Origin of the sequence: Nocardia niigatensis NBRC 100131, from assembly GCF_000308655.1 — a bacterium.
Classification (GTDB): Bacteria; Actinomycetota; Actinomycetes; order Mycobacteriales; family Mycobacteriaceae; genus Nocardia; species Nocardia niigatensis.
This window is the reverse complement of the sequence record NZ_BAGC01000041.1, coordinates 341,992-354,152: the sequence shown is the minus strand read 5'-3', so window position 1 is coordinate 354,152 and position 12,161 is coordinate 341,992. Positions and strand designations below refer to the sequence as shown.

General features: G+C 68.6%; 19 protein-coding genes. 13 read left to right on the top strand and 6 right to left on the bottom strand.

Translation table 11 applies throughout. The annotated features are described in order from the left end of the window. Positions 1-10 precede the first annotated feature (10 nt). Positions 11-862 (top strand): 30S ribosomal protein S2, encoded by an 852-nt coding sequence (gene rpsB / locus ON33_RS16715; protein ID WP_040859807.1) that lies wholly within the window; start codon positions 11-13, stop codon positions 860-862. Positions 863-970: 108 nt separating this feature from the next. Then, the gene (gene tsf, locus ON33_RS16710) at positions 971-1,786 is read left to right on the top strand and encodes a translation elongation factor Ts (protein ID WP_040859806.1); all 816 of its coding nucleotides are present in this window, start codon (positions 971-973) and stop codon (positions 1,784-1,786) included. Positions 1,787-1,858: 72 nt separating this feature from the next. Here the strand turns inward: tsf and ON33_RS16705 are convergent, their stop codons facing one another. Both ON33_RS16705 and ON33_RS16700 read right to left on the bottom strand, forming a co-directional pair. Further along, positions 1,859-2,227, bottom strand: a complete 369-nt coding sequence (locus tag ON33_RS16705; RefSeq protein WP_040859805.1) for a hypothetical protein — start codon at positions 2,225-2,227, stop codon at positions 1,859-1,861. An 80-nt stretch (positions 2,228-2,307) separates the two neighbouring features. Further along, positions 2,308-2,832: a cupin domain-containing protein gene (locus ON33_RS16700; RefSeq protein ID WP_218001446.1), complete on the bottom strand. Its 525-nt coding sequence runs from the start codon at positions 2,830-2,832 to the stop codon at positions 2,308-2,310. A 648-nt stretch (positions 2,833-3,480) separates the two neighbouring features. On the opposite strand from ON33_RS16700, the gene pyrH reads away from it, so the two are divergent. The 3 genes from pyrH (at position 3,481) to ON33_RS16680 (ending at position 5,816) form a co-directional block, all read left to right on the top strand. Beyond that, positions 3,481-4,215, top strand: a complete 735-nt coding sequence (gene pyrH / locus ON33_RS16690; protein ID WP_040859803.1) for a UMP kinase — start codon at positions 3,481-3,483, stop codon at positions 4,213-4,215. Positions 4,216-4,251: 36 nt separating this feature from the next. Continuing rightward, positions 4,252-4,809: a ribosome recycling factor gene (frr, locus tag ON33_RS16685; protein ID WP_040859802.1), complete on the top strand. Its 558-nt coding sequence runs from the start codon at positions 4,252-4,254 to the stop codon at positions 4,807-4,809. Between the two features lie 125 nt (positions 4,810-4,934). Next, positions 4,935-5,816: a phosphatidate cytidylyltransferase gene (locus ON33_RS16680; protein ID WP_051152376.1), complete on the top strand. Its 882-nt coding sequence runs from the start codon at positions 4,935-4,937 to the stop codon at positions 5,814-5,816. A 25-nt stretch (positions 5,817-5,841) separates the two neighbouring features. On the opposite strand, the gene ON33_RS16675 is transcribed toward ON33_RS16680, so the two are convergent. Next, positions 5,842-6,225 carry a LapA family protein gene (locus ON33_RS16675; RefSeq protein WP_040859934.1) on the bottom strand — a complete coding sequence of 128 codons (384 nt, stop codon included), beginning with the start codon at positions 6,223-6,225 and terminating at the stop codon, positions 5,842-5,844. 76 nt (positions 6,226-6,301) lie between these two features. On the opposite strand from ON33_RS16675, the gene rlmN reads away from it, so the two are divergent. The 5 genes from rlmN (at position 6,302) to ON33_RS16660 (ending at position 8,425) form a co-directional block, all read left to right on the top strand. Next, the gene (rlmN, locus tag ON33_RS16670; RefSeq protein WP_040859800.1) at positions 6,302-7,411 is read left to right on the top strand and encodes a dual-specificity RNA methyltransferase RlmN; all 1,110 of its coding nucleotides are present in this window, start codon (positions 6,302-6,304) and stop codon (positions 7,409-7,411) included. A gap of 95 nt (positions 7,412-7,506) precedes the next feature. Next, positions 7,507-7,653, top strand: coding sequence for a hypothetical protein (locus ON33_RS41300; RefSeq protein WP_157184570.1), 147 nt, complete (start codon positions 7,507-7,509; stop codon positions 7,651-7,653). Between the two features lie 106 nt (positions 7,654-7,759). After that, entirely contained in the window at positions 7,760-7,939 is a 180-nt protein-coding gene (locus ON33_RS16665; protein WP_040859799.1) for a hypothetical protein, read from the top strand. Between the two features lie 118 nt (positions 7,940-8,057). Continuing rightward, positions 8,058-8,201 carry a low temperature requirement protein A gene (locus tag ON33_RS42770; protein ID WP_218001445.1) on the top strand — a complete coding sequence of 48 codons (144 nt, stop codon included), beginning with the start codon at positions 8,058-8,060 and terminating at the stop codon, positions 8,199-8,201. Then, the gene (locus ON33_RS16660; RefSeq protein ID WP_040859798.1) at positions 8,198-8,425 is read left to right on the top strand and encodes a hypothetical protein; all 228 of its coding nucleotides are present in this window, start codon (positions 8,198-8,200) and stop codon (positions 8,423-8,425) included. Before ON33_RS42770 ends, ON33_RS16660 begins: the two co-directional genes overlap by 4 nt. Here ON33_RS16660 and ON33_RS16655 read toward each other — a convergent pair. Both ON33_RS16655 and ON33_RS16650 read right to left on the bottom strand, forming a co-directional pair. Continuing rightward, positions 8,422-8,856, bottom strand: a complete 435-nt coding sequence (locus ON33_RS16655) for a DUF8021 domain-containing protein (protein WP_174391537.1) — start codon at positions 8,854-8,856, stop codon at positions 8,422-8,424. The genes ON33_RS16660 and ON33_RS16655 overlap by 4 nt on opposite strands. Continuing rightward, on the bottom strand, positions 8,853-9,257 hold the full coding sequence (locus tag ON33_RS16650; protein ID WP_040859796.1) for an alpha/beta hydrolase: 405 nt from the start codon (positions 9,255-9,257) through the stop codon (positions 8,853-8,855). The genes ON33_RS16655 and ON33_RS16650 overlap by 4 nt, the downstream gene beginning before the upstream one ends. A gap of 99 nt (positions 9,258-9,356) precedes the next feature. On the opposite strand from ON33_RS16650, the gene ON33_RS16645 reads away from it, so the two are divergent. Next, the gene (locus tag ON33_RS16645; protein ID WP_040859795.1) at positions 9,357-10,007 is read left to right on the top strand and encodes a DUF3159 domain-containing protein; all 651 of its coding nucleotides are present in this window, start codon (positions 9,357-9,359) and stop codon (positions 10,005-10,007) included. Position 10,008: 1 nt separating this feature from the next. Here the strand turns inward: ON33_RS16645 and ON33_RS38285 are convergent, their stop codons facing one another. After that, complete coding sequence (locus ON33_RS38285; RefSeq protein WP_051152330.1) at positions 10,009-10,326, bottom strand: Rossmann-fold NAD(P)-binding domain-containing protein; 318 nt, start codon at positions 10,324-10,326, stop codon at positions 10,009-10,011. 126 nt (positions 10,327-10,452) lie between these two features. Between ON33_RS38285 and ON33_RS38280 the strand changes: the two genes are divergently transcribed. Both ON33_RS38280 and ON33_RS16635 read left to right on the top strand, forming a co-directional pair. Then, on the top strand, positions 10,453-10,671 hold the full coding sequence (locus tag ON33_RS38280) for a hypothetical protein (RefSeq protein ID WP_157184569.1): 219 nt from the start codon (positions 10,453-10,455) through the stop codon (positions 10,669-10,671). Positions 10,672-10,790: 119 nt separating this feature from the next. Further along, a complete protein-coding gene (locus ON33_RS16635) occupies positions 10,791-12,119 on the top strand; it encodes a hypothetical protein (RefSeq protein ID WP_040859794.1) in 1,329 nt (442 codons plus the stop codon). The last annotated feature ends 42 nt before the right edge of the window (positions 12,120-12,161 follow it).

Here is a 12,161-nt window from a genome sequence, read left to right as displayed (position 1 = left end):
TTACGGAGCCATGGCTGTCGTAACAATGAAGCAGCTGCTCGATAGCGGCGCGCACTTCGGTCACCAGACCCGCCGGTGGAACCCGAAGATGAAGCGGTTCATCTTCACCGACCGCAACGGCATCTACATCATCGACCTGCAGCAGACGCTGACCTACATCGACAAGGCCTACGAGTTCGTCAAGGAGACCGTTGCCCACGGCGGCACCGTCCTCTTCGTCGGCACCAAGAAGCAGGCCCAGGAGTCGATCGCCGCTGAGGCGACCCGCGTCGGCATGCCCTACGTGAACCAGCGCTGGCTGGGCGGCATGCTCACCAACTTCTCGACCGTCCACAAGCGGCTGCAGCGCCTGAAGGAGCTGGAGTCGATGGAGCAGACCGGCGGTTTCGAGGGTCGCACCAAGAAGGAAATCCTCATGCTGACGCGTGAGAAGAACAAGCTGGAGCGCACCCTGGGCGGCATCCGGGACATGGCCAAGGTTCCCTCGGCCATCTGGGTTGTCGACACCAACAAGGAGCACATCGCCGTCGGTGAGGCTCGCAAGCTGAACATCCCGGTCATCGCGATCCTGGACACCAACTGCGACCCCGACCTGGTCGACTACCCGATCCCGGGTAACGACGACGCGATCCGTTCGGCCGCGCTGCTGACCAAGGTCGTCGCCTCCGCCGTCGCCGAGGGCGTGCAGGCTCGTGCCGCGCGTGCCACCGGCGATGCGAAGCCCGAGGCCGGCGCCGGCGAGCCGCTCGCCGAGTGGGAGCAGGAGCTGCTGGCTCAGGCCACCCCGGCCGCCGAGCCGGAGACCGCGGCCGAGGCCGAGCTGAAGGAAGAGCCGGCCCCCAAGACCCCGGCCGACTTCTGATTTCCAGCCGCGAGGCATCTGTTCACCTTGCCGACCGTTCTCGTTCGATGACGGTCGGCAAGGTGTGACCCCCACAGACTTTCACTCACAAAGGGAGGCTCGCCCGAGATGGCGAACTACACCGCCGCCGATGTGAAGCGGCTCCGCGAGCTCACCGGCTCCGGCATGATGGACTGCAAGAAGGCGCTCGAGGAGAACGCGGGCGACTTCGACAAGGCCGTCGAGTTCCTGCGTATCAAGGGTGCCAAGGATGTCGGCAAGCGCGCCGAGCGCGCCACCGCCGAGGGCCTGGTCGTCGCGCAGGACGGCGTCCTGATCGAGATCAACTCCGAGACCGACTTCGTGGCCAAGAACCAGGAGTTCCAGGACGTCGCGAACGCCATCGTGGCCGCCGCCGCGAAGGCCCGCCCGGCCGACCTGGACGCCCTGAAGGCCGTTGAGGTCGACGGCAAGACCGCCGACCAGGTGCTGCAGGAGCTGGCCGCCAAGATCGGCGAGAAGCTCGAGCTGCGCCGTGTCGCCTCGTTCGACGGCACCACCACCGTCTACCTGCACAAGCGTGCCACCGACCTGCCGCCCGCCGTCGGCGTCCTGGTCGAGTACACCGGCACCGACTCCGACGCCGCCCGTGCGGCCGGCATGCAGGTCGCGGCCCTCAAGGCCAAGTACCTGACCCGCGAGGACGTCCCGGCCGAGCTCGTCGCCAAGGAGCGCGAGATCGCCGAGGCGACCGCCAAGGAGGAGGGTAAGCCGGAGGCCGCCCTCCCGAAGATCGTCGAGGGTCGCGTCAACGGCTTCTACAAGGACGTCGTCCTGTTGGAGCAGGCGTCGGTCACCGACTCCAAGAAGACCGTCAAGCAGCAGCTGGACGACGCCGGTGTCACCATCACCCGCTTCGCCCGCTTCGAGGTCGGCCAGGCGTAATCGCCTGAAGCATCGAAAGGCCCCTCGCCCATCGGTTTCCGATGAGCGGGGGGCCTGCTCGTATCCGCCGCGCTACGACACGACGGGGTTGCTGGTGCAGTTCCCCCAGCCGCCGCCGGAGGAGCCGTTGATCAGCAGCCATCCCAGCTGCCCCAGCCCGCTGCTGCCCTGACCGCACGGAAAGCTGTAGCCCGAGGCGGAGAGGAGCAGCTCTGCCAGGGTTCCGTTGCCGACCGGGGCGGAACTGAAGGGGTAGATCAACTGCTGGCTGCCGGTCACCCCGCTGCCGCTCGAGGTACCCGCGATATCGGAGGTGCTCGTGGTCGGGGGCGCGGCCGGCTCGAGGGTGATGTCGGCTGTGGCGGGGCCCGCGTCGGCAATGACCCCGGCGATCGCGAGGGCGGTCAGTCCGGTCCGGACGGTCCGGTTCTTGGTGTTCACGGCCCGAAGATATGTGAAATGTGTTTATTTGAAACAGGATTGAGCGCCCCCGGTTACTTGGGCAGCGCTTCCGGGGGATGTCAGTCGGTGGGTCGGTTCTGCGACGGGGTCAGCTGGTGGATGTCGTGTTTCAGGTGTAGCTCGGAGATTGCGTCGATGGTTGCCGAGCCGGACATCAGAAGCTCACCGAGTTCCGCCTGGTACCGCTCGTGGCCGGACGCGGTGACCATGAAAAGCATTCTGGCGGTGGTGGTTCCGGGATTGCGGAAGGCGTACGGGCAGCCCGCGGGCACGTACATGAAGCTACCGGGGCCGCCGCGGTGGACGGGCGTGCCGTCGGCGGCGTGCCAGGTCAGCCGGTCGCCCACGGCCCCCTGGCCTCGGGATGGGAGGCCAGCAGGTCGAGTTCGCCGTCGACGATGTACCTCCTCGGCGTGCCCGTGCCAGTGGGCGCCGATGTCGAACCCGGGCGGGACCTCGGCCTCGAAGGCGGACCAGGCGTCGGAATGATCCGCCCCGACCTCGAGCGTCATGGTGGGCTGCACCTTCTCGCCCGCGCTGGGCGGCAGCAGCAGGCCGTCGGCGGCCAGGAGTCCGTCGGTCATGGTGTGCTCCTCACCGGGGCGGCCACGCGCCGAGGGTCAGCAGGTCGGGCATGGCGTCGCTGCTCCCGCGTGTGGCGATCTCGTTTCGACGGTAGGAAGCCGCGCACGGTCCCGTCCTGCCGGCGATACTGCCAGGCAGGTCTCTGTACGGCGGCCGATGGCCCATCGGGAGCGGGACGCACGCGCAGTGGTCAGTCAATTGCGCGATGCGGTGGGCGTCGCCCCGATGATCCTCGCCTCGCCGCACGGTGTCGGGATTATCGGTCGCCGGCCCGGAATTCCGGCGGTGGTGGTCCGAATAGCCGGTGCGCCGATTCCGTCCCGCCGCCATTACCGTGCGCCAACCGCTCGCCGGCCCGATCGAACTCGAAGTGTTCCAATTTGCGCCCGTCCGAGGACCCGAACCTGCTGATGGTGGTGCAGGCCCCCGTCACGCCGGTCGCCGCCGGGCGAATCGCCGCTGTCCTGGCGGCCGGGCAAACGGGTGGAGATGTCGCGAATCGGTAGGCCGTATCGAGGGCCGGGTCACGCTCGCCGCCGGTCGTGAGGCAGGATAGATGGAGCTTTGTTGCCGTCCCGTGCAATTCGTCGGCCGGGATGGTCTTTTCATGTGCGTGCGCACGCTCGACCGCCGAGACAAGGAGACCGATGACGGACCCGGATACCGCCCCCGATCGCAAGGGCTATCGCCGAGTGCTCCTCAAGCTGGGTGGCGAGATGTTCGGCGGTGGCCGGGTGGGTCTCGATCCCGACGTGGTCCAGGCGGTCGCGGAGCAGATCGCCGAGGTCGTCGAGACCGGTGTCCAGGTGGCGGTCGTCATCGGCGGCGGCAACTTCTTCCGCGGCGCCGAGCTCGAGGAGCGCGGCATGGAGCGGGCCCGCTCGGACTACATGGGCATGCTCGGCACAGTTATGAATTCGCTTGCGCTGCAGGACTTCCTGCAGAAGCAGGGCATCGACACCCGGGTGCAGACCGCGATCACCATGGGCCAGGTCGCCGAGCCGTACCTGCCGCTGCGCGCCAAGCGGCACCTGGAGAAGGGTCGCGTCGTGATCTTCGGCGCGGGCATGGGCATGCCCTACTTCTCGACCGACACCACCGCCGCCCAGCGCGCGCTGGAGATCGGCGCCGAGGTGGTCCTCATGGCCAAGGCCGTGGACGGCGTCTTCACCGCGGATCCGCGGGAGGACCCGGACGCCACCATGTTCACCGAGATCACCCACAAGGAGGCGCTGGAGCGCGGCCTGAAGGTCGCCGATGCCACCGCTTTCAGCCTGTGTATGGACAACCAGATGCCCATGCTGGTGTTCAATCTGTTGACCAAGGGAAATATCGCCCGCGCGGTCGCCGGTGAGAAGATCGGCACGCTGGTCCGGTCATGACCGCGACAAGAACGATGACGCAGTGGAGGAATCGCCGTGATTGAAGAAGCGCTCTTCGACGCCGAGGAAAAAATGGAGAAGGCCGTCTCGGTGGTGAAGGAAGACCTCGGCTCCATTCGGACCGGGCGCGCGAATCCCAGCATGTTCTCTCGAGTGGTGGTCGACTACTACGGTTCGCCGACCCCGATCACCCAGATGGCCTCCATCACGGTGCCCGAGCCGCGCATGCTCGTCATCAAACCGTATGAGCAGGCCCAGTTGCAGCCGATCGAGACCGCGATCCGCAACTCGGACCTCGGGGTGAACCCGACCAACAATGGCGACATCATCCGCGTCAGCGTCCCGCAGCTCACCGAGGAGCGCCGCCGGGAAATGGTGAAGCAGGCCAAGTCCAAGGGTGAGGACGCCAAGATCTCGATCCGCAATGTCCGCCGCAAGGCCATGGACGAACTCGGCCGCATCCAGAAGGACGGCGAGGCCGGCGAGGACGAGGTCGGCCGCGCGGAGAAGGAACTCGACAAGACGACGCAGAAGTACGTCGCGCATGTCGACGAATTGGTGAAGCACAAGGAAGCCGAGCTGCTCGAGGTCTAGGGCTGCTCGAGCGCTAGGACGGCCGACGGCGGCCGGGGGCAGGGACGAACGGACGACAAGTGAGCGACGGGACAATCGTGGCCGAAGAGACTGCCGCCACCGGCAAGACGCCGGAGGACGCCATCGTGCCGCCGGCGAAGGCGGGTGCGGAGTCGGCAGTACCGGAAAATGGTGAGGGGAAGCCGCCCGCGTCGAAGGCGGGCCGCAACCTGCCGGCGGCGCTGGCGGTCGGATTCGGGCTGGGGTTGTCCCTCATCGCGATTCTGCTGTGGGCGCCCAAGGTGCTGGTCGGCGTGATCGCGGTGGCGATCGCGGTGGCTACCTGGGAGGTGGCCAAGCGGCTGCGCGAGGCCGATGTGCTGGTGCCGCGGATTCCGCTGCTGATCGGCGGGCAGGCGGTGGTGTGGCTGGCCTGGCCGTCCGGGCCGCAGGGGGTGCTGGGCGCGTTCGGCGCGACCGCGCTGACCATCATGGTGTGGCGGCTGTTCGACCACGGCCTGCGGGCCACCCCGCGAAACTACTTGCGCGACACCGCGATCGCGGTGTTCGTCCTGGCCTGGATTCCGCTGCTGGCCGCCTTCGCGGTGCTGATGCTGCAGGAGGACAAGGGCAACCTGCGGGTCCTCACCTTCATGATCCTGGTGGTCTGCTCCGATGTGGGCGGCTACGTGGCCGGGGTGCTGTTCGGCAAGCACCCGATGGTGCCGCACATCAGCCCGAAGAAGTCCTGGGAGGGCTTCAGCGGATCGCTGGTGTTCTGCGTGATCGGCGGCCTGCTCACGGTGACGCTGCTGCTGCAGGCGAATTCGATGATCGGCGTGCTGCTCGGCGTGGGCCTGGTGCTGGTGGCGACCAGCGGCGACCTGATCGAATCGCAGATCAAGCGGGAGCTCGGCATCAAGGACATGGGCACGCTGCTGCCGGGGCACGGCGGGATCATGGACCGCCTGGACTCCATGCTGCCCTCGGCCTTCGTGGCCTGGCTGGTGCTGACCGCGCTGCTCTGACCGGGCTGCCGGATGCTCCGGCGGCCTACCGGGCCTTCTTGGCGGCCCGGCGCAACTGCACGATGCGGGTGCCGCCGACGAGCGCGGTGAACAGGGCACCGACGATCACCGACAGCAGCACCAGAATGCCCTTGGGCAGATTCCATTCCCAGAGGAAGACATTCACGCTGACCTGTTCCAGGTTCTGCAGGATGAAGACCAGCACCAGAATGCCGAGCAGCGCGGCGACGACCAGACTGACCCACGCGTAGCCGGCGCGCGTCTTGAGGACGTTCTGTCCGGGCGGCTTCGCGGTGCTGTGACTCGGTGGCCGAGCGGTTCGGCCCGGGGTCCGATCGCTCGTGGCCGGTGGCGAATCGCTCTTGGCCGGGGTCTGATCGGCCCCGGATCCGGACGCTGGGGATGTCATAGTCAAATCGTATGTGACGTGCGCATCGCACCCCGCGGCCCCGAACGCGCGTTTCGGATGGAACACTGGAAGGGTTATGACTACCCCCTTGCCCCTCGTTTTCGACGCCCCTCGTCGCGGCATGCCGCCGCGGCACCTCGCCGACCTCGATTCGCAGGAGCGCAAGGCGGTGGTCGAAGAACTCGGCCTCCCCAAGTTCCGTGCCGACCAGATCGCGCGCCAGTACTACGGCCGCCTGGTCGCGGACCCCGAGAAGATGACCGACCTCCCGGAGGCCATGCGGTCCAAGGTCGCCGAGGCGCTGTTCCCGCCGCTGCTGACCGAGATCCGGCACATCGAATGTGACGACGGCACCACCCGCAAATCCCTCTGGCGGGCGAATGACGGCACCCTGCTCGAGTCGGTCCTCATGCGCTACCCCGACCGCAACACCCTGTGCATCTCGTCGCAGGCCGGTTGCGGCATGGCCTGCCCCTTCTGCGCCACCGGCCAGGGCGGCCTCAACCGCAACCTGTCCACCGCCGAAATCGTCGACCAGGTGCGCGCCGCCGCGGCCGCCCTGCGTGACGGCGAGGTCGCCGGTGGCCCCGGCCGCCTCTCCAACATCGTTTTCATGGGTATGGGTGAGCCGCTGGCCAACTACAAGCGGGTGGTGAACGCGGTGCGCCGCATCACCTCTCCGTCGCCGGAGGGTTTCGGCATCTCGCAGCGGTCGGTGACGGTCTCCACGGTCGGTCTGGCCCCCGCTATCCGCAAGCTCGCCGATGAGGACATGTCGGTGAGACTCGCTGTGTCCCTTCACACTCCGGATGACGAGCTGCGAGACACCTTGGTGCCGGTCAACAATCGCTGGCCGGTGGCCGAAGTCCTCGACGCCGCACGCTATTACGCGGACAAGTCGGGCCGTCGGGTGTCGATCGAATACGCGTTGATCCGTGATGTCAACGATCAGGGCTGGAGAGCCGACATGCTCGGCAAGAAACTGCACAAGGCTCTCGGCCCCCTCGTCCACGTCAACCTGATCCCGCTGAACCCGACGCCGGGCAGCAAGTGGGATGCCAGCCCGAAACCGGTCCAGGACGAATTCGTCCGCCGAGTCCAGGCCCAGGGCGTCACCTGCACCGTCCGCGACACCCGAGGCCAGGAAATCGCCGCCGCCTGCGGCCAGCTGGCCGCCGAGGGCTAGCGATCCGGGTTCAGCCCAGGGCGTCGAAGCCCGCTCGCGCGCAGGCGTGGGAGCGTTCGTCGCCGATTGCCCGACCTTCCGGTTCGGGTGACAACGTGATCCGCACCAGCCTGCTGGCCGCCCGCTTCGCCGCCCTCGGCCTCATGCTCGAGGAATTCCGCATCGAGCTCTTCTATCCGCTCGACTCCGACTCCGACTCCGGGGAATTCATTAGGCCGTGCTGTAGCGCCGACGGATTATGAAGTCGCTGTGGGGGTGCGAAGTCTGCGAACCGCCGCGGTGCGATGCGGGTCGTCATCAGCATTGAGGACCATGACGATCAAGGGGAATCGAAGTGGCTCGGCGGCAATGCCTTTGAAGCGAGCGGCCGCGGCGGCGCGGTTGAACATTGCGGTGGGTGATTTGCCCGAGTTGGGGCGTGGGTGGACGGTCGGGGAGGTGTTGCGGCTGCGGCGGGAACGGCCCGACTGGCTGATCGAGGCGCGGCGCAGATTCACGCGGGCCGAGATCGGCGCGCGGTGGCGGTGATTGCCTAATCGTGATGCGGGCGCATGGGCGTTCGGTCGGCCTGCGCGTCAACCGCGGCCGGTCGGGATGCGGCTACAGTGATCGCGCTGGATGTGGAGCTAGGCAGGGATTTACGGGTGTGACTGAACCTCTACACGAGGCGCATGAGCGGGCCAGCTGGGCCGAGTTGTTCTTCGATCTGGTGCTGGTGTTCGCGGTGACGCAGGCCGCGCACGTGGCGGTCGCGGGCCAGAGCTGGGGTTCGGTCGGGCAGTCTACGTGACCACCTTCCTGTTCACCCGCTGGCGTATGTTCGGCGCGGCCACCCTCGGCCGGTTCGTCACCGCGGTGGTGCTGGCGGTCGTCACCGCCGCCGCGCCGCTGCTGCCGGAGATCGTGACGCTGGCGGCGGTGACCGCGATTCTGGCCGGCCTCAACGCCTTCGAATACTGGGTGGTGTCGACGGGACGGCCGCTGCTGCTCATGCAGCGCACCCGGGCGAGCTAGCCGACCGGCACGATGGTGGCCTCGATGGTCTGGATGAGACCGTCACGGATGACGAAGGTTTCGGTGATGTCCACCGTCACCAGCCGCACCCCGGCGACACCGGAATCCAGCAGGTAGCGCGCCGTCACCACCCCGTCCGTCTCGGTGAAGTGCAGGTTGTAGAAGCGCTGGACGAGCGAATACTGCGGCCCGTGCTCGAGGTCGTCGGTGAGCTGCGGCCCCGAGAACCCGGTCTGCAAACCGGCTTCGACCCGCGTAGCGTCCGGCGCGAACGGCACCGCCGACGCGTCGTGACTGACCAGCGCGTCGAGGTAGGCCATCGCGATGGCGGTGTCGCGGGTGTGCATCGGCGTCGCACCAGCACTGCCCGACGCGATCCCGATCGCTGCCGCCACCGTTCCCGCCACCACTGCAACCTGTCGCATTGTCATCCGCTGATGCTGGCTCGAGACGCGATGCCGCGCAAGCATTTCCAGCTGTGGGTCAGACGGTCGCGCAACCCCTGCCGCAGGGGCGGCGCCCCGAGCCAGTCGGCGATATCGCCGATCACCGCCGGATCGACATGCCGAGGCCGCAGGTAGCCGGCCGGTGTGGACGGTCCGGCGCCCGAGCAGAGCATGTGGTCGACCGTGGGGTGGACCCGCACGGTGACCTCGGGTCGCCCGGCCAGCCCGGCCTCCCACAGTGGGAGATCCTCGTCGGCGGTGACCTGATGGTCGCGGCCGCCCTGGAGAAGAAGAATCGGCCGGTCCAGCGCGGCCGAGGTGGCGACCTGGTCGTAATCGCGCAGGTCCAGCCAGTACGACGCGGGCCAATCGAAAAGCAGCCCCACCCGGCTCCGACCTGTCCGAGCTAGCGGGAATCCGCCCGGGGCCGTGGTATCTCCCCGTACCAATCGGCATTGCAGTACTTCTGCAGTAGGTTCTGCCGCATGAGTGGTACAGGTCACGGGCGCACCGACCTGAAGGACGCGTGGAGCAAGTTCCTCGAGCATCACGGGCCGCGGCACATCGCCGATGGCGCCGCGCCCGCAGTCGGATTCCTGCTCGGATACCAGCTGTTGGACCCGTGGATCGGGATCGCGGCCGCGCTCGCGGTGGCGGTCGCGCTCGGCGGCCACCGGGTGGCCCGCGGTGACTCGGCCAAGGTGGTCGGCGGTTCCATCGCCGTGGTCGCGCTCTACTCGGTCTTCGTGCTGTGCACCGGCCGCGGCCGCGACTTCTACCTGCCCGACCTGCTCGGCTGCGTCCTGCTCTCGGCGGCCTTCGGCGGCAGCCTGCTCGCGCGCCGCCCGCTCAGTCTGTGGTGCGCCCGCAAGCTGCGCATGGAACCCGACCACCCGTCCGACGGGCATCCGACCCTGCACCGCCGGATCACTCTGGGCTGGCTGGTCTTCTGGCTCGTCCATCTCGCCGTGATCGTCCCGCTGTACATCGCCGACAAGGTGGTGCTGCTCGGGATGGCCACCCTGATCCTGGGCAAGCCGTCCATCATCGTCATGATCCTGGCGACCTGGCTGCTGCTGCGGCGTTCCGGGCGGCATCACCCCGCGGCGCAGCGGACCGCGGCCGAAACCGGTTGAGCTAGGCCGGAATCCGGAAGCACTGCCCGGCCGCCAGATCGGCGAGGAGCCCGGGCCGCTCGGGATGCCGACCGAAGCGCTCCGCGGTCAACGTTCCAGAGGCCGGGAGGTCGGCTCCGGCGAAGAAGTCCGGCCACTCGAAATGACCCGCTGCCTCTTCCGGTGACAGACTCACCGCCGGCAGGCCCAGCCGCTCGCCGATCGCTTCCGCGATGGCGCGGAACGGAATCCCCTCGTCGTCGATCGCGTGCGGCCGCGACCTCGCGGGCGCGGACTCCAGCGCGGCCAGGAACAGCGCGGCGGCGTCCAACCGGCGCACCGCTGGCCGCCTCTCGTCGAGGCTGCGGCGACCACCAGCGGCCGATCGGATCCGGCGTGGAATGCGTTCTGGCGCATCGATCCCCGGCCCGACCGCCGTCCCGCGCCCGACGGCCCGCTGGCGGCGGTGATGGAGGACAAGCTGGAGCTCATCGCGGCGGGAGGGGCGGTCGCGATCGTCCCGGGCGGCGACCTCGGTGTCCGGCTGCGCCCCGACCTCATCGCCATCCCGCTCGCCGGCGTCCCGCCCAGCCACGTCGTGGTGGTCAGCCGCGCCGATGACCGCAGTTGGCTGGTGGCCGCTTTCCGCAGATACGCCCAGACCATGCTTTCCCGTCCGGAGTAGGCGAATCGCGGGCGGGTGAGCCGTGCCGCCGACCTCCCGGATCGATAGCCTTACGATTGCTAATCTGACGCGGTGAATGCTGGTCAGCGGCGTGGCGAACCCAGGTCCACCGGTCCCCGATGAGGGTCCGGACCGGTAGTGACGCTGTCGATGCGGGCACGGCGTTCCTGGCGGCGCTGATCGCCGGGCTGTCGCTCATAGTGCCCATCGACTTCGCGTGGACCTCCCGCAGTTCGGTACTGCACCTGGATCTGCTGGTGTTCAGCCTCCCGCAGGCGATCGCGGCGGGAGCACTGGTCGCGGTCGTGGTCGCGGTGCTGTCCACCGCGCTGGGCGGGCAGAGTCTGCGCTGGGGCGTGGCGCTGGGCGGGGCGGCGCTGCTGTTCGTCAATCACCTGCTGGGGCAGCACGCCGTGCTCGGCACCTCGCTGGCCACGCTGAACTTCCTGGATTCCATCGCGGGTGGACTCATTCTGGGCGGTTCGGGGGCGGGGGTGCTGTCCCGTTCCCGTGTCGAATCCCGGTACTCCTGGGCGACGTCGGCGTGGCTGCTGGGCGCGATCTGCGGTGTGGTCGCCGAGGAACTCATCCCGGACACCCACTCCAAGGCGGCCGACCAGAACTTCCCGCAGAACTGGCCCGCCCTCGACGCGCCGCCGCTGTGGCTGATCGCGCTGGCGCTGGTGGCCATCGGGCTGCGGTTCCTGCAGGAGCCGGGCGCGTATCCGCAGGAACCGCATTCGATGCGGCTGCCCATCGTCCCGATCATCGCGGGCGCGTTCATGATCGGCGTCAATCTGGTCGGCTCGGGCGCGCTGGCCCGGCACGGTGACAACATCCTGGCTATTGCGGCGACCATCGCGGCCACGGCGGTGGCAGCGGTGCTGACCGCGCTGATGCTGCCGGCCCGCGACGGCGCCCAGGTGCTGCTGGCGGTCGCGGTCGCCGGTGCGGGCAGCGTCGTCCTCGCGACGGGCATTCCGGGATGGTCGATTCCGGGACTCGTGGTGCTGGTGGCCGCGGGCCTGATCGCGGGCATCCGCTGGCCCGGCGTGCGGGTCGCCGCGGCGGGCATCATCGGGCTGTCCGTCTACGCGGTGCTGGTGGTGGCGGCCGGGCATCCGGTCGTCCTCACCGGTCTCGGGCACGCCCTGCTCGCCGTGCTGGCGGGCTACTGCTTCGGGGCGGTCACCCCGCGCTACGGGTCCACCCGGGTGCTGGGCATCGCCCTGATCTACGTGCCCTCCCCGGTGCTGGCGCTGCGCGATTACACCCGGCGCGGGCACTGCCTGCTGATCGATCCCGGAAGGCATTGTGCCATCACCGATTTCACCTCCTACACGCCCGGCTGGGCGGCGACCGCCCTCGCGGTGGGCTGCGCGCTGGGCCTGTGGGCGCTGCTGCGGCGGCGTCCCGGGCGCGATGTGGTGGCGGCCTCCTCGACCTGAGCGCCCTGAGCCGGTGACCCGAGCGCCCTGAGTACCGTGGCG